Source organism: Massilia antarctica (genome assembly GCF_015689335.1).
Classification (GTDB): Bacteria; Pseudomonadota; Gammaproteobacteria; order Burkholderiales; family Burkholderiaceae_D; genus Telluria_A; species Telluria_A antarctica.
Map to the genome: position 1 here is coordinate 6,624,133 of NZ_CP065053.1, position 24,123 is coordinate 6,648,255.

21 protein-coding genes are annotated in these 24,123 nt (G+C 65.6%); 10 read left to right on the forward strand and 11 right to left on the reverse strand.

The annotated features are described in order from the left end of the window. Nucleotides 1–250: 250 nt before the first annotated feature. The 3 genes from IV454_RS29030 to IV454_RS29040 all read right to left on the reverse strand — a co-directional run bounded on the left by IV454_RS29030 (nt 251) and on the right by IV454_RS29040 (nt 3,772). A complete protein-coding gene (locus IV454_RS29030) occupies nt 251–1,405 on the reverse strand; it encodes a type IV pilus twitching motility protein PilT (RefSeq protein ID WP_054263332.1) in 1,155 nt (384 codons plus the stop codon). Nucleotides 1,406–1,515: 110 nt separating this feature from the next. Continuing rightward, entirely contained in the window at nt 1,516–2,697 is a 1,182-nt protein-coding gene (locus IV454_RS29035; RefSeq protein WP_206089111.1) for an MFS transporter, read from the reverse strand. Beyond that, nucleotides 2,690–3,772, reverse strand: a complete 1,083-nt coding sequence (locus IV454_RS29040; RefSeq protein ID WP_206089113.1) for a 3-deoxy-7-phosphoheptulonate synthase — start codon at nt 3,770–3,772, stop codon at nt 2,690–2,692. The genes IV454_RS29035 and IV454_RS29040 overlap by 8 nt, the downstream gene beginning before the upstream one ends. A gap of 294 nt (nt 3,773–4,066) precedes the next feature. Between IV454_RS29040 and IV454_RS29045 the strand changes: the two genes are divergently transcribed. The 6 genes from IV454_RS29045 to IV454_RS29070 are packed head-to-tail and all read left to right on the forward strand — an operon-like array spanning nt 4,067 to nt 13,250. Beyond that, entirely contained in the window at nt 4,067–5,275 is a 1,209-nt protein-coding gene (locus IV454_RS29045; protein ID WP_206089115.1) for an isochorismate synthase, read from the forward strand. Then, complete coding sequence (locus IV454_RS29050; RefSeq protein WP_206089117.1) at nt 5,272–6,903, forward strand: (2,3-dihydroxybenzoyl)adenylate synthase; 1,632 nt, start codon at nt 5,272–5,274, stop codon at nt 6,901–6,903. The genes IV454_RS29045 and IV454_RS29050 overlap by 4 nt, the downstream gene beginning before the upstream one ends. Further along, entirely contained in the window at nt 6,900–7,775 is an 876-nt protein-coding gene (locus tag IV454_RS29055; RefSeq protein ID WP_206089118.1) for an isochorismatase, read from the forward strand. The genes IV454_RS29050 and IV454_RS29055 overlap by 4 nt, the downstream gene beginning before the upstream one ends. Continuing rightward, entirely contained in the window at nt 7,772–11,632 is a 3,861-nt protein-coding gene (locus IV454_RS29060) for a non-ribosomal peptide synthetase (RefSeq protein WP_206089119.1), read from the forward strand. Before IV454_RS29055 ends, IV454_RS29060 begins: the two co-directional genes overlap by 4 nt. Further along, a complete protein-coding gene (locus IV454_RS29065) occupies nt 11,629–12,459 on the forward strand; it encodes a siderophore-interacting protein (protein ID WP_206089120.1) in 831 nt (276 codons plus the stop codon). The genes IV454_RS29060 and IV454_RS29065 overlap by 4 nt, the downstream gene beginning before the upstream one ends. Next, on the forward strand, nt 12,456–13,250 hold the full coding sequence (locus tag IV454_RS29070; RefSeq protein WP_206089121.1) for a 2,3-dihydro-2,3-dihydroxybenzoate dehydrogenase: 795 nt from the start codon (nt 12,456–12,458) through the stop codon (nt 13,248–13,250). The genes IV454_RS29065 and IV454_RS29070 overlap by 4 nt, the downstream gene beginning before the upstream one ends. Nucleotides 13,251–13,526: 276 nt before the next feature. On the opposite strand, the gene IV454_RS29075 is transcribed toward IV454_RS29070, so the two are convergent. Then, nucleotides 13,527–14,231, reverse strand: coding sequence for a hypothetical protein (locus IV454_RS29075; protein WP_206089122.1), 705 nt, complete (start codon nt 14,229–14,231; stop codon nt 13,527–13,529). 185 nt (nt 14,232–14,416) lie between these two features. Continuing rightward, a complete protein-coding gene (locus tag IV454_RS29080; RefSeq protein WP_054263341.1) occupies nt 14,417–15,055 on the reverse strand; it encodes a class I SAM-dependent rRNA methyltransferase in 639 nt (212 codons plus the stop codon). A 124-nt stretch (nt 15,056–15,179) separates the two neighbouring features. On the opposite strand from IV454_RS29080, the gene IV454_RS29085 reads away from it, so the two are divergent. From IV454_RS29085 to IV454_RS29095, 3 genes are all read left to right on the forward strand, one after another. Beyond that, entirely contained in the window at nt 15,180–15,773 is a 594-nt protein-coding gene (locus tag IV454_RS29085; protein WP_206089123.1) for a TetR/AcrR family transcriptional regulator, read from the forward strand. Then, the gene (locus IV454_RS29090; RefSeq protein WP_206089124.1) at nt 15,766–16,656 is read left to right on the forward strand and encodes an alpha/beta hydrolase family protein; all 891 of its coding nucleotides are present in this window, start codon (nt 15,766–15,768) and stop codon (nt 16,654–16,656) included. The genes IV454_RS29085 and IV454_RS29090 overlap by 8 nt, the downstream gene beginning before the upstream one ends. Before the next feature lie 118 nt (nt 16,657–16,774). Further along, the gene (locus IV454_RS29095; RefSeq protein WP_206089125.1) at nt 16,775–17,551 is read left to right on the forward strand and encodes a head GIN domain-containing protein; all 777 of its coding nucleotides are present in this window, start codon (nt 16,775–16,777) and stop codon (nt 17,549–17,551) included. 4 nt (nt 17,552–17,555) lie between these two features. Here IV454_RS29095 and IV454_RS29100 read toward each other — a convergent pair whose 3' ends face one another. The 4 genes from IV454_RS29100 to IV454_RS29115 form a co-directional block, all read right to left on the reverse strand. Beyond that, the gene (locus IV454_RS29100; protein ID WP_206089126.1) at nt 17,556–19,835 is read right to left on the reverse strand and encodes a TonB-dependent receptor; all 2,280 of its coding nucleotides are present in this window, start codon (nt 19,833–19,835) and stop codon (nt 17,556–17,558) included. Nucleotides 19,836–19,844: 9 nt separating this feature from the next. Continuing rightward, nucleotides 19,845–20,306 carry a YcnI family copper-binding membrane protein gene (locus IV454_RS29105; protein ID WP_206089127.1) on the reverse strand — a complete coding sequence of 154 codons (462 nt, stop codon included), beginning with the start codon at nt 20,304–20,306 and terminating at the stop codon, nt 19,845–19,847. Nucleotides 20,307–20,337: 31 nt separating this feature from the next. Continuing rightward, nucleotides 20,338–20,802, reverse strand: a complete 465-nt coding sequence (locus IV454_RS29110; RefSeq protein ID WP_206089128.1) for a copper chaperone PCu(A)C — start codon at nt 20,800–20,802, stop codon at nt 20,338–20,340. 93 nt (nt 20,803–20,895) lie between these two features. Beyond that, nucleotides 20,896–21,297: a DUF2946 domain-containing protein gene (locus IV454_RS29115; RefSeq protein WP_206089129.1), complete on the reverse strand. Its 402-nt coding sequence runs from the start codon at nt 21,295–21,297 to the stop codon at nt 20,896–20,898. A 171-nt stretch (nt 21,298–21,468) separates the two neighbouring features. On the opposite strand from IV454_RS29115, the gene IV454_RS29120 reads away from it, so the two are divergent. Continuing rightward, nucleotides 21,469–22,209: a PEP-CTERM sorting domain-containing protein gene (locus tag IV454_RS29120; RefSeq protein ID WP_206089130.1), complete on the forward strand. Its 741-nt coding sequence runs from the start codon at nt 21,469–21,471 to the stop codon at nt 22,207–22,209. Nucleotides 22,210–22,262: 53 nt separating this feature from the next. Here the strand turns inward: IV454_RS29120 and IV454_RS29125 are convergent, their stop codons facing one another. Further along, entirely contained in the window at nt 22,263–23,330 is a 1,068-nt protein-coding gene (locus tag IV454_RS29125; RefSeq protein ID WP_206089131.1) for a radical SAM protein, read from the reverse strand. 95 nt (nt 23,331–23,425) lie between these two features. Continuing rightward, on the reverse strand, nt 23,426–24,067 hold the full coding sequence (locus IV454_RS29130; RefSeq protein ID WP_206089132.1) for a hypothetical protein: 642 nt from the start codon (nt 24,065–24,067) through the stop codon (nt 23,426–23,428). Between the last annotated feature and the right edge of the window lie 56 nt (nt 24,068–24,123).

A 24,123-nucleotide genomic window follows, 5' to 3' on the forward strand; every position in this document is an offset into this window, starting at 1 on the left:
CTGACAGCGATCGTCGACGTGGAACGGAAATTACTCGGTTTCGGGCACCTTGCTTGCCACCGGAGCCGATTTACCCTGGCGTTCGAATCCGATGTGCGCGACATCGCCGCGTGTCGGCCGCAGCCAGGCTACAGGAACCTGGCGCCGACCACACGCTCGAACGCGCCCCGGCGTCGGATAAGAACACGGCCGATCAGTCACAGGCGCGCGCAGTGGCTGTTCGCCAGGTAGACTGCCCCGAAAACCGGCCCTACGCCGCGTCCAGCATCCCGCTATAGCACGCGTCGGCAAACCCGATCCGGTCGGTGGTGGCATTGCGCGCATCCTCGACGCTGATTTTTTTCTCGCGCAGCAGGTTCACCAGCGCCGTGTTCATCGAATGGCAGCCCGCGTTGAACTTGCCGGTACCGCCATCCATCAAGGAGCGCACTTCGGCCACCTTGCCCGATTCGATCATGCGCACCACTTCAGGATTGGAACTGAGGCATTCGGTCGCCAGGTAATAGCGCTCGCCGCCCACCGACGGCAGCAAGGCCTGGCACAGCACTCCGCGCAGCGCGCTGGCCAGGGCCTGCGCCTGCGCATCCGAATTACCCAGCAGGCGCAGCATCTTCTGCAAACCCAGCTCGGTCGAACGCGCGTGCAGGGTCGCCAGCACCAGCGGACCCGATTCGGCCAATGCCAGCGCTTCCTGCGCGGTCTGGGCGTCGCGGATTTCGCCGATCACGATCACGTCCGGCCGCTCGCGCAGCGCGTCCAGCGCGCCGAGGTAATAGCTTTCGACGTCGCCGTCGAAACCCACCTCGCGCTGGGTGATGATGCATTTGCGCTGAGGGATCAAGGTTTCGACCGGATCTTCGATGGTGATGATGTGGCCCGAACGCGTCTTGTTGATCTGGTCGATCATCGAGGCGATCGTGGTCGACTTGCCCTGGCACGTGTCGCCGATGATCAGTACCAGCCCGCTGGTGAGCAGCGCGAAATCCTGCTCGGCCGCGCGCAGGCCCAGCTGGTTGAGCGGCAACGGTTCGCGCGGAAAGCGCCGCACCACGCAGCCGAGCCGCTTCTTGCCCTGGAACGTAAAGCAGTTGGCGCGGATGCGCGCCGTGTGCAGGTCGATCGAGCGGTCGAAGGCGCGGTCGGAAATGCGCTCGGCCCAATCGGGCTCGATCACTTCGAAGAACTCTTCCAGTTCTTCCTTGGTGATCGGCGAATCGGTCACCGCCACCAGCCCTTTCGGCTGGCGCAGCATCAGCGGACTGTTCTGGTGAATGATGATGTCGCTGAAAATCAGCTTGGAATTGAGCAGGTGGAGAATCTGCTCGACCAGGGTGCCGAACACCGGATGGTCTTCATTCTCGACATAGGTCAGGGTACGGATTTGCGAGGACTGGTGATTTTCCATCTGGCTTTGGGCGTGGTCAATAGTGCCGATAATTATAAGACCAGTCCCCGCAAAAAATTGCATCATTGAAAGATAATTTTCGGGGCGATGCCATTGCGCACCGTTCCGTGTCACTCCAGCGCAACAGCGCGGCGCGCACCGGCCAGCCGCGCCAGTCCGAACGCCACCGATACCGCGACGACGGCCGCCAGCGCCGCCAGCGGCGCCATGCCGGTGAGCCTGCCGTCGGCCGCCTCGCCCAGCTGCCAGCTGGTCACCAGCGCGGCCGCGCCGATGGCGACGTCCTGCACCAGGCTTTGCAGCGACATGAAGCCGGCCCGCTCGTGCGGCGACGGCACCTGGCTGACGGTGGCCGCCATGGTCACGTTGCGCCCTGCGTTCCCGGCCATGAACAGCACGAAGAACAGGATCGGCAGCGCCGCGCCCAGCCCGAAAAACGGCGCCAGGCCGGCGCAGAAGGCAGTCGTGGCCACCCCCGCCGCCAGCACCGGGCCGCTGCGGTCGGCCAGCCTGCCGAGCAGTTGAACCGTCAACAGCGCCACCACGCCGCCGGCGAAGTACAGCATGCCCAGTTGGGCGCGCGCAAAGCCCAGATTGAGCAGGAAGTACGCTGAAAAATGCGGGATCACCAGGAACGCCGAGAACGCGCTGCCGGCCTGCAGCAGGATCGCCAGGCGTACGCTAGGGCGCGCCAGCAGGATGCGCGCCGCAACCTTCTCGCGCGCATTCAGGTGCCCTTCCAATGCCGGCAGCAGGCACACCATCGCCACCAGCACCAGCACCGCCAGCGTCGCCACCATATAGAACGGCGCCTGCCAGCCGCCCACGCGCGCCAGTTCCAGCCCGAGCGGCACGCCGGCGATCGCCGCCAGCGAAAAGCCCAGCATCACCTTGGCCATCGCCTTGCCGCGCTGTTCGGGCGGGGTCAGGTCAATCACGATAGCCATGCCGATCGCCACCGCCGGCCCGCCAAAGGCGCCGGTCAGCGCGCGCGCCACCATCAGTGCCGGCAAGCCATGGCAAAAGGTGGTCGCCAGGGTCGCCAGTGCCAGCAGGCCGAAGGTGAGCAGCAGCGCCGGTTTGCGGTCGAAGCGGTCGAGCAGGCGGAATGTCACCAGGCCAGACAGCGCCGACGCCAGCGTGTAGGCCGCCGCCAGCCAGCCCAGGCGGTCGAGCGCAAAGCCATGCTCGCGCGCCAGGTCCGGCCCGAGCGGCAGCACCATCATGAAATCGACCAGATACACGAACTGCAGCGCCGCGACCAGAAAAATCGCGCGGGACGGCTTAGACATCGCCGCCCTCCCGCAGCGCCGCCACGCTCTCGCGCAGGGCCGCGCGCGCGCCGCGCAGCATGGCGGCCGTCTCGGCCCAGTCGACGCAAGGGTCGGTCACCGAACAGCCATAGCGCAGGGCCGACAGTTCGCTCGGAATGGCCTGGTTGCCGGCCTCGATGAAACTCTCGATCATCACCCCGGCCACGCCGCGGTTGCCCGCCAGGCGCTGGCGCACCACGTCGTCCAGCACGCGCGCCTGCAAGGTGTGGTTCTTGTTCGAGTTATCGTGCGCGCAGTCGATCACGATATTCGGCGGCAGGCCGCCCTTCTCCAGCGCCTGCCCGGCCAGCGCCACGCTGTGCGCATCGTAATTGGGACGTCCGCCGCCGCCGCGCAGCACCAGATGACCGTACGGATTGCCCGGCGTGCGGATCACGGCCGCGCGGCCGTCGGCATCGATGCCGAGGAAGGCATGCGGATGCGAGCTCGATGCGATCGCGTTGACCGCGGTGTCGACCTTGCCGTCGGTGCCGTTCTTGAAGCCGACCGGCACGCCCAGGCCGGACGCCAGTTCGCGGTGCGTCTGCGACTCCGTGGTACGCGCACCGATTGCCGCCCAGCTGATCAACTCCCCCACGTACTGCGGCGACACCGGGTCCAGGGTCTCGGTCGCCGCCGGCAAACCCAGTTCGGCCACATCGATCAGGAAGCGCCGCGCCAGCGCCAGGCCCTCGTCGATGCGGAACGAACCATCCATGCGCGGATCGTTGATCAGCCCTTTCCAGCCGATGCGCGTGCGCGGTTTTTCAAAGTACACACGCATCACGACGAACAGCGTATCGGCCACTTCATCGGCCAGCGCCTTGAGGCGGCGCGCGTAATCGAGTCCCGCATGCAGGTCGTGGATCGAACAGGGGCCGACCACCACCATCAGGCGCGGGTCGCGCCGGTCGAGGATATCGCGCACGCTCTGGCGCGCGGCGCCGATGAGCAGCGCCGTGCTGTCCGACAGCGGCAGCTGCGCGCGCAATTGCGCGGGCGACGGCAGCGCGCCGGGCGTGTCGTGCGACAGCGGAGAGAGGTCGCGCTTCATGCGTGCTCGCCGCGGGTAGTGGCGTGGGCGGCAAGGGCCGCCGCGGCATGCGGTGGCAAGCCCGGTTGGCGGGCTGCGAGGTGGGGTACGAGCATGATAGGTCTTTTCAGGTGTGATGAACATTCGTCATCGTTGACAGGCGTGAAACTTGAGCATACCATAACACTTAAATGCGAATCAATCTCATTTGCATTAATATTTAAATTGTAAATGATTATCATTATGATTTATAGTTCGACCCCGCCTACCCGGCGAATCGCTCCGACCGCCCTCCTAACGCAAGGAATATTCACTATGAATGACAGACTGCACGGCCACTATCTGAGCCGTTCCAGCGCGGCCGACCTGTGCGCGCACTACGAAGCTGGCGCCACCCTGTTTTCGTCGCCCGGCCACACCTTGCTGGCAAGCGGCAAGCGCAGCATCCTGGCGCCGCAGTCAGGGGCCGCACTGGCCGGCGCCGCCGCGTCGCTCCTGCGCACCGCGCGCCGCGACGGTGAAGCCTTGCCGGTGATGATAGGGGCCGTGCCCTTCCTCGCCGACGCGCCGGCGCATCTGTTCATTCCCGAGCACGTGATGATGGCGACCGGCCCGGCCAGTCTGCCCGCCGCAAACCCGCAGGCACCGCCGCCGCGTGCCCGCTTCCCGCGCACCATCGAGTCCATTCCCCCGCAAGACCGGTACCAGCGCGCCGTGGCCCGGGCGGTCGAACGCATCCGCACCGGCCAGCTTGACAAGGTGGTGTTGTCCCGCTCACTGACCCTGGAAACCGAGATCGACGTGGCCGGCCTGCTGGCGCGTCTGGGCGCGCGCAACGCCCACGGCTACACCTTCGCCATCGACCTCGCACCGGACGCGGACGGCCGCCGCACCCTGATCGGCGCCAGTCCCGAGCTGCTGCTCTCGCGTCACGGCGCACGCGTGCGCTGCCATCCGCTGGCAGGCTCGATCCCGCGCAGCTTTGATGCGCATGAAGACCAGCGCCGCGCGCAAGACCTGCTGCAATCCGAAAAAGACTTGCACGAACACGCACTGGTGGCCGACATGGTGGCCGACTCGCTGCGTCCTTACTGCCACTCGGTGGCCGTGCCGGCCGTGCCATCGCTGATCGCCACGCCGACCATGTGGCACCTGGGCAGCGAAGTGACGGCGCAACTGAACGAGCCCGGTATGAGTTCGCTCGCCTTGGCGATGGCACTGCACCCAACGCCAGCCGTCTGCGGCCACCCCGCCGCACTAGCGCGCAGCTTCATCAACGAGGTCGAAGGTTTCGACCGTGGTTTCTTCGCCGGCCTGGTGGGCTGGATGGACGCCAACGGCGACGGCGAATGGGCCGTCACCCTGCGCTGCGCCGAAGTCGGCGCCCACAGCGCCACACTGTACGCCGGCGCCGGCATCGTCGCCGGATCGGACCCCGAACTCGAATTCCTCGAAACGTCCGGCAAGCTGCGCACCATGCTGCGCGCGATGGGCCTCGAAGCGGTGCTGGAGGAAGCGGCATGACCAGTGACTATCTGCCCGGTTTCACCCCGTGGCCCGACGACTTTGCGGCGCGCTATCGCGAAGCCGGCTACTGGACCGGTGAAACCTTCGGTTCTCTCCTGCGCGATCGCGCAACACAACATCCCGACAGCATCGCCCTGGTCTGCGGCGCACGTCGCTGGAGCTACGCCGAACTTGACCTGCGCGCCGACCGCTTCGCCGCTGGCCTGATCCGCCTCGGCATCGTCCCGCGCGACCGCGTGGTCGTGCAACTGCCCAACGTGGCCGAGTTCTTCGTCGCCTGCTTCGCCCTGTTCCGCATCGGCGCGCTGCCCGTATTCGCCCTGCCCGCGCACCGCCGCCACGAAATCGGCCACCTGTGCGCATTCACCGAGGCTGCCGCCTACATCATCGCCGACAGCGACGCAGGCTTCGACTACCGCACCCTGGCACGCGAAGTCCCTGCCGTCCCGCGCGTAGTCGTGCTCGGGGACGCCGCCGAATTCATCGCTTTCGACTCGCTCTATGATGACCCGATGCTGCTCGCCGGCCCGCAGCCGGGCGACGTGGCATTCCTGCAGCTCTCCGGCGGCACCACCGGCCTGCCCAAGCTGATCCCGCGCACTCACGACGACTATCTGTACAGCGTGCGCGCCAGCGCCGACATCTGCGAACTTGACCGCGCCAGCGTCTATTTATGCGCACTGCCGGTCGCGCACAATTTCCCAATGAGTTCTCCGGGCACCTTCGGCGTGTTCCATGCGGGCGGCTGCGTGGTGCTGGCACGCCGGCCCACGCCCGACGACGCCTTCCCTCTAATCGAAGCCGAAGGCGTGACCATCACCGCGCTGGTGCCGCCGCTGGCCATGGTGTGGCTCGACGCCGCCGCTGCCACCCGCCACAAGCTCGGTAGCCTGAAGCTGCTGCAAGTGGGCGGCGCACGCCTATCCGCGGAAGCGGCGTGCCGGGTCAAGCCGGCGCTCGGCTGTGCCCTGCAACAGGTATTCGGCATGGCCGAAGGCCTGGTCAACTACACCCGTCCGACTGACACGCCCGAACTGACCGCCAACACGCAGGGCCGCCCGATCTCGCCAGCCGACGAAGTGCGCATCGTCGACGATGAAGACCGCGACCTGCCGGATGGCGAGATCGGCCACCTGCTCACGCGCGGGCCGTACACCATCCGCGGCTACTACAACGCCGAAGAACACAACGCGCGCGCCTTCACCAGCGACGGTTTCTACCGCACCGGCGACCTGGTGATGCGCCTGCCGTCCGGCCACCTGGTCGTCGAAGGCCGCGCCAAGGACCAGATCAACCGTGGTGGCGACAAGGTCGCGGCAGAAGAAGTCGAAAACCACCTGCTGGCCCACCCCGCCGTGCACGACGCCGCACTGGTGTCGATGCCGGACGCCTACCTGGGCGAGCGCAGTTGCGCCTTCATCGTCACGCGCGGCACGCCGGTGCGGGCGATTGAACTGACGCGCTTCCTGCGCGAGCGCGGCGTGGCCCAGTACAAGATCCCCGACCGCATCGAATTCGTCGAACGCTTCCCCACCACCGGCGTCGGCAAAACTAACAAACGCCAGCTGCGCGAACAGATCGCCCAGTTGATCGGTACTCAATCACAAGATCGGAAAGCACCATGACCATTCCAAAAATCGCTTCCTACCCCATGCCCACGGCCATGCCGGACAACCGCGTCAGCTGGATGCCTGAACCGAAGCGCGCCGTGCTGCTGATTCACGACATGCAGGAATACTTCCTCGACTTCTACGACACCACCGCCGCGCCGATTCCGGAGCTGATCGCCCACATCAGGCAGCTGCGCGATGCAGCCGATGTCGCCGGCGTCCCCGTTGTCTACACCGCGCAGCCGGCCGAACAGTCGGCCCAGGACCGCGGCCTGCTCACGGACTGGTGGGGCCCCGGCCTGACCGCGAAGCCCGAGCGCGCCCCGGTGGTGGCAAGCCTGGCGCCGCGCGCGCACGACACCGTGCTGACCAAATGGCGCTACAGCGCATTCGTGCGCAGCGACCTGCTGGCGCGCATGCGCGAACAGGGCCGCGACCAGCTGATCGTGTGCGGCGTGTACGCCCACATCGGCTGCCTGATGACGGCCGCCGACGCCTTCATGAGCGACATCCAGCCCTTCCTGGTGGGCGACGCGCTGGCCGACTTCTCGGCCGAACAGCACCAGATGGGCCTCGATTATGTGTCGCAGCGTTGCGGCGTCGTCGCCAGCACGGCTACCGTGACCGGCGCGCTCAAGCCGGCAGTCACCTGGCACGCCACGCGCAGCGCCCTGCAAGCGGAAGTGGCCGAACTGTTGGCGGTACCCGCATCGGACCTGCTCCCGGACGACAACCTGCTCTTCGCCGGCCTCGATTCGATCCGCCTTATGAGCCTGATCGAACGCTGGCGCCGCGCCGGCATCGAAACCACGTTCGTCGAACTGGCCGAGCGCCCGACCCTGGCCGACTGGTGGGAACTGCTCGATCCGCGCCGGGTGAACAAGTGAGCGGCGTACGGCTGGCGCTCACGAGCGCGCAATACGGCATCTGGCTCGGGCAGCAGCTCGATGCCGCCAGCCCCGCCTACTGGACGGCGGAAGCGGTTGAACTGAGCGGCCCGCTGGACGCCGCCCACTTCGAGGCCGCGCTGCGCCAGGCCATGCGTGAATGCGACTCGCTGCACATGCGCTTTGCCAGCGACGGCGACGCGGTGTGGCAAACGCCCGATCCGCAAGAGGACTGGCCGTTCGCCCGCCACGACATGAGCGACGCCGAGGCCCAGTTATGGATGCAGGCCGACCTGCGCCAGCCGGCAGACCTGGCACACGGCCCGCTGTTCGCCAGCGCGCTGCTACAACTGGCGCCGGAGAAGGCGCTGTGGTACCTGCGCGTCCACCACATCGCCCTCGACGGCTTTGCCTACGCCATGCTGGCGCAGCGCGTGGCGGCCCTGTATTCGGCCCGCAGCGCCAATACCGATGCCCCGCCCGCGCGCGCAGGCAAGCTCGATCCGGTGGTGGCGGAAGATGCCGCCTACCTCGCCTCGCCCGCCTATGCGCGCGACCGCGACTTCTGGATGGCGCGCATGGCCGATGCCGGTGCGCCGGCGATGCTGGCGCCACCAGCCACCTTCGCGCGCGGGGTGCGCCGTGTGCGCGGCGGCATCGCCACAAGCACCATCGAGCGCTGCCAGGCGGTGGCCAGCGCCGCCGGCGTGGACTGGGCCGCCGTGCTGATCGCCGCCACCGGCGCCTGGCTGCGCCGCCATAGCAGCGCGGGCGACCTGACACTGGGCCTGCCGGTCATGGGCCGCCTTGGCTCGGTGGCGCTGACCATTCCCTGCATGGCGATGAACATCCTCCCGCTGCGCCTCGCGCCGACGCCGTCGCAATCGCTGGCCGACCTGGCACGCGCGGTCGCCGCCGAGATGAAAGCAATCCGCCCGCACCAGCGCTACCGCTACGAACACCTGAAACACGACCTGGGCATGAGCGGCGGCACGCGCCGCCTGTTCGGCGCGGTCGTCAACCTGATGCCGTTTGACCGCCCGCCGGCATTCGGCCCGCTGCATGCGGTCTCGCACCCGGTGTCGGCCGGGCCGGTCGAAGACCTGTCGATCACCATCGCCCCCGGCACGAACAGCCGCATCGACATCGAAGCCAATCCGGATGCCTACGACGAAGCCACCTTGCACGCACTGCACCAGTCGCTGTTGACAGCGCTGACAGCCCTACTGGAACAGCCCGACACCGCGCTGGCCACCATCCTCGGACAAGCGCCGCACGCCACGCCGGCCCTGCTGTCGGGCGGCGTACTGCCCATCGCTCCCCCATCGGTGCTCACCTCCCTGCTCACGCACGACGCGCACAAGACCGCGCTGATACACGGCGACGTCGAACTCAGTTACGCGGAACTGGTAACAGCCGTCCAAAACATGGCCGGCCGCCTGCGCGACGCCGGCGTTACCGAAGAAAGCCGGGTCGTGCTGCTGCTGCCGCGCAGCGTCGATACCATCGTCGCCATGTTGGCCATCATGTGGGCCGGTGGCGGCTATGTGCCGCTCGACCCTGACGGCCCTGCCCTGCGCGTAGCCGCCGTGCTGGAAGACGTGAAACCGACGCTGGTCGTCAGCCTGCGCAAATACGCCCTCCTGTTGCCAACATCAATGCCGCTGCTGTGCATCGACGACGCCATGCCGTGCACACCGATGGTAGCTCCGCTGGCGGTCGCCGACAGTGCACTGGCATACATCATCTACACATCCGGTTCCACCGGCCGGCCCAACGGCGTGATGATCGAGCGCGCCGCCCTGGCCCACTTCGGCGCCGGCGCCACAGCGCGCTACCAGGTCACCGCAAACGACCGCGTGCTGCAATTCGCCCCGCTGCATTTCGACGCCAGCGTCGAAGAGATTTTCCTGACCCTGGGCGCCGGCGCGACCCTGATCCTGCGCGACGACGCCATGCTCGAATCGCTGGAGCGCTTCATCGACGCCTGCGCGCGATTGCGTATCAGCGTACTCGACCTGCCGACCGCGTTCTGGCACGAACTCGCCTTCCATGTCGGCCAGCACGGCGCGCCGCTGCCCGACTGCCTGCGTTTGGTCATCATCGGTGGCGAGGCCGCGCTGGCCGAAAGGGTGGCGCGCTGGCGCACGGCCGCGCCAAGCCATCTGGTGCTGCTCAATACCTACGGTCCGACCGAGGCCACCGTCATCTGCACCACCGCACAACTGGCCGGCCCGGACGCCATCGCCTGGAGCGGCGAGGCCGTGCCGATCGGCCGGCCGCTGCCGGGTGTCGACATCGCCGTCTGCGCCGAACATCCGGTCGGCATCGGCGAAGAAGGAGAACTGTGCCTGATCGGCGCCGGCCTTGCGCGCGGCTACTTCGACCGCGAAGCCTTGACCGCGCAGCGTTTCGTCACCTTGCCCGACGGCCGGCGCGCCTACCGCACCGGCGACCGCGTGGTGCTGGGTGAAGACGGCCAACTGCGTTATCTGGGCCGGCTGGACGATGAAGTCAAGATCAGCGGCCATCGGATCGACCCGACCGAGATCGAAGCCGCGCTGCTTCAGTATCCCGGCGTGCGCGAAGCGGCCGTGGTGTGCCAGCAGCAGGCAGACGGCGGCAAGCACCTGCGCGCTTTCGTGGCCACCGCCGGCAAACTCAATGCACCGGCCCTGCGCGCTTTCCTGGCCGAGCGCCTGCCGGCAGCTGCGGTGCCGGCCAATTACGCGAGCCTGGCGCGCCTGCCGCGCAACGCCAACGGCAAGATCGACCGCTCCGCACTGCGCGCGCGAGAACTGGATGCCGCACCAACTGCACCTGACGCCACCCCGCTTGAACAGTCGGTGATGTCGGTCTGGCGCGAAGTGCTCGGGGTGGAGGCACTAACGCCGATGGACGATTTCTTTGCCCTCGGCGGCAAATCGCTGCAAGCGATCCAGGTCGCCAACCGCCTCGGCGCGGCCTTGAAGCGCGAGGTTGCGGTATCGGCCCTGTTCCGCCACCGCACCGTGGCCGCGCTGGCGCATTCGCTCGGCACCGTCGGCCATGCGCCGCCGGCCGCCGCCGCTGGGGGCGAGTTCGCACCGCTGCTGACCATCCAGCGCGGCAGCGGCCCTGCCCTGTTCTGCGTGCATCCGGCCGAAGGGCTGTCGTGGTGCTATCTGGGCCTGGCCGCCTGGCTGCCGCACACGCCCATCTACGGCTTGCAGGCGCGCGGCATGAGCGGCACCCCTCCGGCCGATATCGACATGCAGCTCGACGACTATCTCGGTCTGATACGCGGCGCCCAGCCGCATGGCCCGTACCGCCTGATCGGCTGGTCCTCGGGCGGCGGCCTGGCCCATGCCCTGGCCGCGCGCCTGCAAGCGGCCGGCGAAACGGTATCGCTGCTGGCGATGATGGACTCCTACCCGAGCGACATCTGGGAAGGCAAACCGGAAGCCGAAGAACGCGACGCCCTGATCGCCATGCTCGACGTGATCGGCGCGTCGTCGGTCGACGCCGACGGCCAGCCGCTCCCGCGCGAGGCGCTGCTGGCCCAGTTCCGCCGGCCGGGCAGTTCGCTGGCCACGGCCGACGACGCCCACCTCGAACGCATCACCACCACCGCTCTGCTGTCGATGCACCTGTACCGCCAGCTGCGCCATCCGCGCTACGAAGGCGACGTGCTGTTCTTCCATGCCAGCCGGCGCGGCCCCGACGCCCCCGACTGGAAAGTCTGGACGCCGTATGTGAACGGCCAGCTCGAACGCATCGACGTCGATTGCACCCATTCCTCCATGAGCCAGCCGGCGCCCCTGGGGCACATCGGCCGCGTGCTGGCCCAACGTATTGACCCGGAAGGTAGATCATGACCACTCCCAAACGCACACCGCCAAGGATGCTGTACGTGCGCCGCACCTTGCAACTGACTCCGCTGATGCGCCGCATTACGCTGGCCGGCGAGGCGCTGGCCGGCTTCCCGGAGGGTAGCGACGGCGCCCACATCAAGCTGCTGCTGGCGCGCGACGGCCAGCGCGAACCGGTGCTGCCGACACTCGGCCCCGACGGTCCGGTGTGGCCGCCGGCCGACATCCGCCCCATCGCGCGCACCTACACGGTGGCGCGTTACGACGCCGAGGCGGGCGAGCTCGATGTGGACCTGGTACTGCACGGCGACGACGGCCCCGCCTCGCGCTGGGCCGTGCACGCGCAGCCGGGCGACGCCGTCGGCGTGGCAGGTCCGGGCGGGCCGCCCCGCTTCGTGCCATCGGCCGACTACCACCTGATGATCGGCGACCCGAGCGCGCTGGCTGCGATCGCCGCTGGGCTGCGCGGCGTGCCCTCCAAGGCGCGTGGCACGGTGCTGATTGAAGTTCCCGACCACTCGGAAGTGCAGGCGCTGCCCTACCCTGCCGGCTTTTCGGTGCACTGGCTGTCGCGCCGGGGCGCGCGGCCCGGCGCCAGCACCTTGCTGCTCGATGCGGTCAAGGCGATGGCGTGGCCGCCGGGCCGCGTGTCGGTCACCCTGGCCGGCGAAAGCAACCAACTGCTGGCCGTGCGCGACTTTTTGCTGTCGGTACGCGGCGTGGCACGCGCCGACATGTACGCGGTCCCATACTGGAAGGACGAACACACCGAAGAGGCGTACCACGCCGAACGCCACCGCATCATGGATGAACTGGAAGAAGCCGCAGCATGAACACAATTTCACCAAATCAGTTTGAAGGCAAGGTCGCACTGGTCGCGGGCGGAGCGCAGGGCATCGGCGCGGCAGTGGCACGCAAGCTGGCGCGCGAAGGCGCGGCGGTGGCGGTGCTGGACGTCAAAGCCGGTGCGGTCGAGGAAATGGCGGCGACCTTGCGCGCCAGCGGCATCAACGCCATCGGCATCGCGGTCGATGTGGCCGATAGCGTGGCCGTGAACGAGGCGGTGGCGCGCGTGCGGCGCGAGCTCGGTGAGATCGATGTGCTGGTCAACGTGGCCGGCATCCTGCGCATGGGGTCCATTCTGGACTATAGCGATGCGGATTGGGAGCAGACGTTTGCCGTCAACGCCGGCGGCGTATTCCGCCTGTGCCGCGCGGTGGCGGCAGGCATGGTGGAGCGCAAGCGCGGCACCATCGTGACGGTGGCGTCGAATGCCTCCACGGTGCCGCGCATGCAGATGGGGGCCTATGCGGCGTCGAAAGCGGCGTCCACGCAGTTCATGCGCTGCCTGGGACTGGAACTGGCGCAGTACGGGATTCGCTGCAATGTGGTCTCGCCCGGGTCGACCGATACGGAGATGCAGCGTCAGTTGTGGAATGGCGTCGATGGATCGCAGGCGGTGATCGGAGGCTCACTCGAGACGTTCCGGCTGGGAATTCCATTGAAGCGAATCGCGACGCCCGACGATATCGCCGATACAGTGCTGTATCTGGCGTCAGACAGTGCGCGCCATATCACTATGCATGATTTGCGCATTGATGGCGGGGCGACGCTGGGAGCCTAGCGTGGGGGGCAACCTCTAGCCCTGGGCACCATCGTCTCCGGCGCTACCAGACTGTGGTGGTCGCACATCCCGTCAGCTGACCGGCAGCTTCCACCCCGAGGCCGCCCGTCACCTCTTGCTCCGCATTCCTGCCGATTTCATAGGGAAGCATTTCCAAGCTTCGTCCACGAGGCTTTCGGTTGCTTGCTAAAGCCCAGCTTCGCCACAACCATGTTACTGGTCAACAGCGCATTCCCACAATCGGTGTCGATCGTTGGCGGCGGCCAGTTCATCGCATCACCATAATTTCCACCAAGGCTTAACTGCTGCGGCAGTGGGGGACCGTGGGATTGGATGGAGCGGTTCCTCATAACTGAATTTGACTGTGAAGCTCTTGCCTTCGTATTGAAGGACCGCTTCGCGCCATTTATTTCCGTTCTTCCACATGAGCACGGCTATTTCTTCGCACATGGCTCTGAGACGGCCGCTGATCGTCGCTGAATTTCTGGACTTGGCATTTTTCAATTGATAGCCAAGCCAGTTGCCATCGCACTGAATTGTTAGCGTTCCTGCTTGCCAGTCAGATGGCGCAGATTCGATACATTCCGCTAGTACCATTTGAATCATGCTGTCGGTCGTCTGGCGTACCAATTCATCCCGCGTGGGCAAGTCCGGTACAAGGTTTTCTTCACCGCCGTCCAACACCAAGGTTGCTCCAGCAGGAACACTCAAACTCTTGAGCAAGTCACGTAACTTCGGAAGGGCGGTATTAAGATCAACGACACCGATCACTAGAACGTCATCACCGGTCGCATCCACGACGTCCAAGTCAAGTACCATGCCCTCGAGCGCTGGTTTCAGAAGATCATCAACTGCCGCTTTGACTTGCCAACGATCTGTAGGGCAAGGCATGCCATAGTCGCGATCCCGCAAGGTGAGCCTTAGTACCGGACTGCCTTCGAGCAATACCCGCAGGGCAGCGTCAGGATGGATTTCGCTCATAGCATTTCAAACGTGGAAAATTTTCATCTTAACATGCATGAAAAGGCGAACGCATTGAACCAGGCAAACAGCGGCTTCGGATTCCTTTATGTTTTGGCGAACGGCGGCTTCTGGTCTTTAGCTGACCTTAAAAGACTTTATCTCATCCGAACGCTGCCGCCAGGTCAAGTTTGAGACACTACACATCAGCGAAACTTGTACCGCTCGCCCGTCTTCAAATCCAGCGCAAACTTGACGCCGTTCTCGGTGACCGGCACTTCATCCGGCGGCTCGTCACCAGCCAGCGCGCCTTCCACGAACGGCAGCCCTTCCCCTTTGCGCACCAGTTCATCGGCGCGCTCGTAGACATTGCGGCAGCCCGTCTCCGCGATCAGGGTCTGCACGATCGGCACCTTCCACGCATCCACGCCGGCGGCCTGGAATTCACAGATCAGATAGCCCTCTTTACCGCCGTACTGCTCCACCAGCAAACCGGGCAACTGATCCGCCTCGGCGTTGACCAGCTTGACCACTTGATCGGGACGCGCCTTCTTCGCCGCCGCCGCACTCTTGGCCAGCGCCGCTTTCACACGCCGCTTGATCAGCGCATGGTCGACCGGCTCGCCTTCGTCGAAGGTCCACACGCGCGCGCGGATCTGCGATTTGGAATTGTAGGCGGCGCGCGCCAGAAATTTGGTCGACGACGATTGCACGATCGCCGTGCCGCCCGCCTTCATTTTTTCGTTCGGCTTGCCGTCGACTTTTTCAATCGCGGACGCGTAAATCCAGGGCTCGCCGGCGAGCAGGCTCTTTTCCTTGCCCTGTTTGATGGTGATGATCAGCATGTTGTTCCAGTGAAAATGCATTGCAAGACCACATGATACCGCCTGCCGCCCCATTTAGAACCCATCCTCTACCTCCGCAACATTTTTCTTGTCTATAGACCGATCGGTCTATAACATGGATTACATGAAAACAAGCGATGCCAAACAACGCCTGATCGGCGCCATGATCGATGCCCTGCAACGCCGTGGCCTGCACGGCAGCGGCCTGACCGAACTGCTGGCCGCCGCCGACGCGCCCAAGGGCGTGCTCTACCACCACTTCCCAGGCGGCAAGACCGAGCTGGCGGTGGCCGCCATCGAGGTCACCATTGCGCGCCTGTGCGACAGCATGGAAGCGAGCATGGCCGCCAGCGGCGATCCCGGTGCCGCGCTGATGATCTGGGTGAACGGCGCCCAGAGGCGGCTCGACGGCAGCCACTACGAACGCGGCTGCCCGCTGGCCACCATCGCCCTGGAGACCACCGCCGACGACGTGGCCATCCGCGCCGCGCTGGCCAGGGGTTTCGCGGCGGTGCGCGACCGCATCGCCACGGGCCTGGTCAACGCCGGCTACGAAGCGGCCACCGCCCACGCCACCGCGGCCCTGCTGCTGGCCGCCTACGAAGGCGGTTTGCTGCAAGCGCGCGTGGCCGGCACGCCGGAACCAATGGCGCTCGTCAGCGCCGCCCTGCTCACCTACCTGAAACTGCAGCGCCCCAAGGAATCCGATCATGAGTAAGCCCGCCGATGCGCAATCCCTGACCCTGACCACCGCCGACGGCTACCCGATCGCCGCGCTGCGCTACCCGGCCGCGGGACCCACGCGTGGCCACCTCGTGGTCGCCGGCGCCACCGGCGTGCCGCAGGGCTTCTACCGGCGCTTCGCGCAATACGCCAGCAGCTGCGGCTACAACGTCATGACGCTCGATTACCGCGGCATCGGCCTGTCCAAGCCGGCCACGCTCAAGGGCTTTCGCATGGATTACCTGGACTGGGGCCGCCAGGACCTGGCCGCCGCCGTCGACACAATGAGCGAACCCGGACTGCCCTTATATATGGTGGGCCATTCCTACGGCGGCCACGCTTTCGGCCTGCTGCCCAACCACGACAAGGTCGACGGCCTGTACACCTTCGCCACCGGCGCCGGCTGGCATGGCTGGATGCCGCCGATGGAACGCCTGCGCGTGCTGCTGATGTGGAGGGTACTCGGCCCCCTGATCGTGCGCGTGAAGGGTTACCTTGCCTGGAACTGGATGGGCATGGGCGAGGATCTGCCGGTCGATGTGTACCGCCAGTGGAAGCGCTGGTGCACCTTTCCGCGCTATTTTTTCCAGGACCCGGACATGAAACACATCGCAGAATCGTACGAGAGCGTGCGCAGCCCGATCATGGCCTGCAACGCACTCGACGACCTGTGGGCGCGCCCGCCCTCGCGCAACGCCTTCATGTCGGCTTACCGCAACGCCGGCTGGCAGGCGACCGATATCGATCCACGCCAGGCCGGACTGGGACCGATTGGCCACATGGGCTATTTCAAGGCCCACTGCAAGCCGCTGTGGGAAGGCGCGCTCGGCTGGCTGGAACAGCACGGCCGGATTCGCCCGGCCAGTCCATCGCGCTAAACCGCAGTCTGTCCGGCGCGCGCTGCAGTTTGTCGCAAACCGCGCGCGGCGGCATGGTGCCTTGCCTAGTATGCTGGTCAGGAACCCTATCCGACCACCCATACAAGAGGAAGCCGCCATGACCCGAGCACCAACTACCCGTTTCGCCCTGCGCCACCTGATCCTGGCCGCTGCCATTGCCTGCACCCTGCCCGCCAGCCACGCCGCGGGCGAATGGTTTGGCGGCGAGAAGGTCCAGGGCAGCACCATCCTCAAACGCCAGACGCGCGCGCTGGGGCACTTTACCGGGGTGGCGCTGGGCCTTCCGGCCAAGGTGGAAGTGCGCATCGGCGACACCGAAAGCGTCAGCATTGAAACCGACGACAACCTGCTGCCGCTGGTGGAAACCGTGATCGAGGATGGCACCCTCCAGCTGCGCCCCAACAAGCGCAACCTGAACCTCCAGACCCGCACCATGAAGATCGTGGTGCAGGCCAGGAACCTCGATCACATATCGATTGGCGGCTCGGGCAGCATCGATGCCGATGCCCTGCGCGGCGACAAGGTTCGCATCAATATCGGAGGATCGGGCTCCATCGTCGTCAAGGGCATGGAAGCGGACAACGCCGTCATCGCCGTCGGCGGCAGCGGCAGCCTGACCAGCGGCGCCGGATCGCTGAACAAGGCGTCGATCTCCATCGGCGGCTCGGGCGGCGTCGACATCGGCAGGGTCTTGGCGCGCGAGGCCAAGATCAGCGTGGCCGGCTCCGGCGAGGCCACCGTGTGGGCCAGCGACAGCTTGAACGCATCGATCGCCGGTTCCGGCGACGTGAAATACTACGGTGACCCGAAAGTGAGCAAGTCAGTGGCCGGCTCCGGCAACACCCGCCGCCTCGGCGACGCGCCGCAGCGCTGATTTTTCACAGGTCGAAGCGCAGTTCCGCCACCGCCGTGCGCTGGGTGTACGGGTGGAAGGCCCAGTAGCGCGCGTTGTTCACGTTATCGATCCCGAGCGCCGCGCTCCACTGCTTGTTGATCTTGTAGCGCACGCGCAGGTCGGCCACCAGATAGTCCGACACGCCCATGTAGGTGGCGCCGTTCGGATCGGTGTTGTCCAGGGTGCCGTACTGCTTGCCGCTGTAGCGCACCCCCACGCTGCCCACCCAGTCGCGACCCAGGTGGTAAGTCGTCAGCAGGTTGGCGCGCCATTGCGGCACGCGCGGCTGGCGTTTGCCCACGCTGGCCGCAAAGCCACGGTTTTGCGCGATGCTCGAATCGGCGTAGGTCAGGCTGCCGTTGATGGTCAGACCGTGCACCATCACGTCGTCGCCCTGCCATGCCACTTCCATACCGTTGGTGCGGATCTTGTCGACGTTCTGCACCGTGTTCACAAGGCCGGTCAGCGGCTGCGAATACAGCGCGTCGCGCGTGGTTTCGTGGAACAGGGTGGCGCGCAGCGAGGTGTCGGCCGACATCCGCTCGGCGGTCAGTTCGCCCGTCCATGAGCGCTCGGCGCGCAGGTTGGGGTCGCGGTTGACGATCTGCTGGTCGACGATCGAGCCCTGGAACAGTTCCGCCGCGGTCGGGTTGCGTACCGCGCGTCCGGCCGATCCCTTGAAGGTCCAATCGTGCGTGGCCTGCCAGGCCAGCGCCGCTTTCGGCGACCAGCTGGTCTCAACGCGTTCGCCGAATGGCAGCGGCGCCACCGATGCGGCGTTCGATACTTCACCGCCGTACGCGCTCCAGCGCTCCAGGCGCATGCCGAGGGTGGTTTTCCACTGAGGCGCGAAGCGCCAGGTGTCTTGCGCGTACAGGCTTTGCAGGCGCGTATTGCCGTTGAAGGTGGAGATGGTGGCGCCATCGCCCGCACTGATCCAGTCGCTGGCGGAAAACACGCGTGTGCGCAGGGCCGCGCTGTCGCTCTGCACGCCCATGTCGACGATGTGAGCCGGCGTCGGGCGCCAGATGCCCTTGAGCGCCAGGGTGGTCCAGCCGCTGCCTTCCATGTCGGTCACGTTGCCGCGGCCCGCCTGGCCGATGCTGGCGACCGGCACCACCGGCGTGCGCACCAGGTCTTTGACGTAGTCGTATTTGCTGGCCGCGATTTCCCAATCCCATACACCCTTGCTGTGCTGCTTGAGCGAGAAGCCGTGCATCAGGTGTTCGAGTTTGCCGATGCCGGGCGCCAGGTCCGAGGCCTTGAGTTCATAGCGCTTGCCGCCGATGTTGATGAAGCCATTCGCGTCGCCGCGATACACCGGCGTGCCGCTTGCGTCACGCAGGTAAGTCTCGGCGGCGCGGTGGGCGTCGTTGCCCCACCAGCCCAAGGTGTAGCTGGCGCGCAGTACCGGCGTCACATCGTAGGCCAGCTTGATCTTGGCGTGGTCCTGCACCGTGTGCGACTGGCCGGTCGTGCCGATGATCAGCCAGTCCTTGTTGGCCGAATTCCTGTCGGCCACGGCGCCCGTTACCGGCAGGCCGGCCGCGCTGTTCACACCCGCCGATACCAGCTTGTTGGCGAACACGATCGGCTGGCCACGGCTGTCCAGGCGCGATACATCGACCCACCACGACCACGCGCCCTGGCGGTTGCCGACCGAGGCGCTGCCCTGGCCGCCGCCGAAGCGCTCGTCGGTGGCGTACTGGCGATAGCGCTGGCTGAAAGCCGACAGCTTCACGTGCGCCTCCAGGCGGGTCGGCATGCGGGTCTGGAAGTCGACCACGGCGCCGGCCGAATTGCCCGGATAGGCCGCAGAAAACGGTCCGTACAGCACATCGACACGCTCGATCTCCTCGGGCGAAACCATGCCCCAGCGCGGGGTGAAGGTGGCGCCGTTGCCGAGCAGGTTGGAGAGAAGGATGCCGTCAGCGTACACCAGCGAACGCGCGCTGTTGCCGGTGCCGGACGCGCGGCTGGCCAGCACGGCGTGGTCGTAGTCGCCGATGTAGCGCTTGCGCACAGTCAGGCTGGGGAAGTATTTGAGCGCGTCCTCGCTGTCGGTGGCATTGATACGATTCTCCACCTGGACGCCGCTGATAGACTCGATGGTGGTCGGAATCTGGGTCGGCAGCGAGCTCGGACGCCCGCCGTTGATGGTCACCGCCGGCACCTTGTCGGGCGTGTGGGTGGCTTGCGCCACGTTGGCGGTACAGGCGAGCAGGATCCCCAGCGCCGGTACGCTGGTCAATAATGTTTTCATGGCGAGCCCTTAGTGGTGCGGTGCGCCGGCGGCGGCGGGGACAATCTCGAGTACCGGCGCGGGCGACGCCGGCTTGGCGCCGCTGGCGTCGGGAATCGCGTCCCAGTCCATGCGGCCCTCGTCGCACAGTTGCGTGACCTTGAAGTAGTACTTGCCCACGGTGGCCGGCAGCTTGACCTGCATGGCGAATTCGTCGTAGTGGGCGTCCTGCAGCGGGCCGCCTTTCCAGCTCACCTGGTTGGCCGTGCCGGACAGGGTCCAGCCGGCCTTGGGCATCGGCTTGGCGCCTTCGACGCCGGCAGGCAGGGTCACGGTCAGGGTGTGGGTCGGGCTGCCTTTGCAGCCGTGGCCGACGCGGAAGGTCAGCTTTTGGTAGGCGCCGGCATTGGCGGTGGTTTGTTCGAGCGTCACATGGGCGTGCGCGAGCGGCGCGGCCAGGGCCACGCAAGCGAAGAGGGTGCGAATGTTCATGGTGATGTCCGTGTAGGTTGTAGTGTCAGGTTCAGTGGGCAGCGGCGTGCACACCGGGTGGGCTGACAAAGTCCAGCGGCTTGACGGGAACGTCGACGGTGATCGATTCGCGTTTCTTGTTGGGGTGTTCGACAATCAAGGTGAGCGGCACCTTGTCGCCCGCCTTGAGCTGGCGTTTCAGGTCGATCAGCATGAGGTGGTAGGCGCCGGAGGCGAGATTGACCGCCTGCCCGGCCGGCAGGGCGATGCTGTCGACCTGCTGCATTTTCATCTGGTCGCCCTGCATTTCCATCTTGTGCATTTCGACTGCACCGGCGATGGGCGAACTGGCGGCAACGAGGCGCGCGTCCTTGGCCGATTGCAGCTGCATGAAGGCGCCGCTGGTTTTCTGGACCGGCACGGTGGCACGCGCCCACGGGGCGTCGACTTTGATCTGGGCGAAGGCGGACGAGGCGAGCGCGCACAACGCGATCAGCGCATAGGTATTTTTTTTCATGGTCATTCTCTGAAATAGGATCTGGTGACGTGGGCCTGCCGGGCAGGCGCGCAACGTCGCAACGGTGCGGCGCGCAAGGCGCCGCAAGAGCTATCAGGAAATCGCGGGCGGACCGCGCGGCGGCGCGGCAGTGAGCGCGAGCAGGGGCTGCGGCGCGCGGTAGAACAGGAAGGGACGCAGCTCGTGGCCGCCGAGGATGGCCAGGCCCGTGATCGCGTTCGGCACCAGCGAATAGCTGCCGGCGTGCGGAAGGCAGTAGCCGCAATCTTCCATCATGCCGGCATCGGTGCGTGCATGCTGGTCGGCGAGCAGGCTGACGGCCTGGACGCCGGGGGTGGCGCGCGCGCTGGGGTTGGTGAGGCAGATGTCGGCGCTGGCGGCGTCGCCGCGGACGGCGGCGAGCGCATGCGAAATCGACGGGGCGAGCACGTTCATCAGGATCGCAAAACACGCGATCCAGATTTGCAGGCGCCACTTGGTCGACTTCATTTTCATGGAGCGAATTATATCGCAGGCACGCTGGCCTTGGGGCCTAGGCCACCCCGGCAAAGGGAGTAGTACCCCAGGCCCGAACCAGCTTGCGCGTCAAAACAACGCTTATAAAAAAATCAATCTTTCCGCGTTGCCTGACGTACTATCGGTAAACCCCAACCATGAAGGAAGATCATGCCCCTGTCCGTCCGCCACATCGCTGCCAGCGCCATGACGTTCGCCGCCCTGCTCGCGCCCCGCCTTGCCTGCGCCGACGGGGTTCATATCGAAACCAGCGCTCTGGTGTTCGACACCGGCTGGTCGCAGCGGGCGGAGACCTTGGTGTCGGACGTCAACGGAGCAGCTACCTTTTCCCTGGTCAATGCCGTCGACTACCTGCGCTTCCCCAACCAGTTTACCTATTTCAACGACTACGGCGGCCAGTTCCAGTTGAGCGCGCGTGAAGGCTACAAGGTCACCGGCTACACCCTGTCCGGCGGCTTTTTCGGCGATATCTACGTGGGGCATTCGCCCGACGGAACCGGACGCCCCGGCGCTGCCGACACCAGCGCCGGCGCCATGAGCAGCGCGCAGGATGCGGTAACGGGAGAGACGCTCGCACAGCATAGCTGGTCGGCTTCCAATCTGCGGGGCAATGGCGATTTCATCTTCGACAGCGGCGCGCTGGACCGCACCGGGTCGTTCTATGTGTCGTTCGAAGGGTATGCCTACGGTCAGGCATCGCCGGCGATCTGGAACAGTACCGATCCGACCGACCCGCGCAACTATGACGATTTCTCGCGGGCGCAAGTCGGGCTCAAGGACCCGCTGCTGCTGACGGTGTATACCACGGCGGTTCCGGAACCGCACACGTATGGGCTGATGCTGGCGGGACTGGCGCTACTGGCTGGGGTGCTGCGACGCAAGAATGCTTGATCCCTTTCAGCGAGGATGACACAAGGCCTCGCGGCCTTGGTCGACGCCACCGGTCACGCTGAACGGGACGAGCGTAGCGACTCCGATGGGGCATGCATTTCATCGAGCCAGGCCGTTTGAAGCACGTTCTCGATCATTTCTTCGTGATGAATGCGGATGACTTGCCTGACCGTTTCATCCTGATACAACCGGGCGCACGCCTGGCAATGATGGGCGTACATATTTTCCCACTGAATCGACGGGTTAATCGCCGCCGCCCAGGCCAGGATTTGCTCGGGTCCTTTGTAATGAATCCACAGTTTCAGGAAATCGCTTTCAGCTTCCTCGATGGCGCTTTTCAGGAAGTCAGGGTTGTCCACGCGTGCCACGTTCAACTCGGGAATCTTGCGCATCCCTATGCCGCAGCATGAGCCCACCACGCCGTTCGCTTGAACCGTATAGGTCTGCAGGACGCTGCTGCAACCGAGCTGCGACTTCAGGGCCAGCCTGTTGGCCGCCGCGCCGGCCGGATAGGTTTCGATCGTCGACGGATCGAGCGGCATCCAGGGACTCTCGCTCACTTCGATCAGTTGTTTCTCGGATTCCGATAGCGCGGCGATCAGCGGATGCCCGTTCACCGAGGCCGCGGTCACCTTGCGTTGCTCGCGCAATTCCACCATCACCCAGACCTTGAAGTTGCGCCGCACGGCGGCCAGGCAAGCCCGGATAACCCGTTCCAGCGGAATAAAGCGCGTGTGTTCATCGCCGGTGCTGTAGTTGATCTCGCACAGTCCGGCCTCCAGCAATTCGGCCAGGGTCTTATCGGCCGTGTAAGCGCTGGTGGCCCAATGGGCATTGGTGACCAGGCGCGTCGGAAGCTCGAGCGCATGGGCGTGCCTGATTGCGGTCAGCAAATCCTTCCATCGCAAGGTCGCCTCGCCGCCGGTAAAGACCACATTGTAAAAGCCGAGCGCCTTCGCCTGACCGATGGCCGAGAGTATGGTGTCTAGCGAGAGATTTTCCCTGACGTCCGGACCGCTCATCGACGCGCAATTGGCGCAGGCTGCCGGACAGGTATGCGTCGGCATCAGAGAAAGCGTCTTCGCCCCTCGAAAAACTCCACTACTTGCGCGTGCGGTCATGATTTTCTCCGGTAGACATGGCAACGATGAACCGATGTGCCGCCTTGAACGAAGCGGCCGCATCGATGTGGGAATCAAGCGGCGGCGCGCGTGGCTCAGACGCGAAGCTTGCCGCTCGCTTGCAGTTCCTTGGCGTGCGCGATCAACTGACCGATAATTGCGCGCAGCAGCGCCGGATTGGACAGCGCGCCCCAACCGAATTGGACGCCGGTGGACTTGTTGTTGAAATTTTGGCTGGAATTGGCCGATTTATCGGACGTCGACGGCGTCGCTGGCGAGGTGAAGGTGGATTTTTCCGGCCCGATGACAAATTGTTCCGCCACGTCGTGAAACCCCGGCAAGCCGAAGCCGTCGGCCGCCTGTTGAAACAGCGCCCGGATCAGATCGGAATCGCCGTATTTCACGACGGCGTCGGCAAAATCTTTCGAGAACTGGGCATCGGTGACCCGCTGGCCCTGGGGACGTGCTTCGTAGTCGTCCAGCCATTCGCGGAACCGGTCGTTGGCCAGCATCGAGAACAGGACCCGGTTGGCGTCCGATATTTTCTGCTCAGGCAAGGTACGTTTGAGCACCTCGCCGGACAATACGCCGTTTGGATTTTCAATGAAGGCCGTGCGTGCCGCATCGTCATTTTCAAGCCGCTCGAACAGCTGCTCGGTGTTCTTGATGAGATCCTTTTTTTTCAAGACAAGGGGTTTGACAATCTTGATACGGTGCTCATTGTCTGGCGCGTTCATACAGCCTCCGTTGGTGACGTGGTAACCGATCATGAAGCAGCGACGGCGTGCGGCCC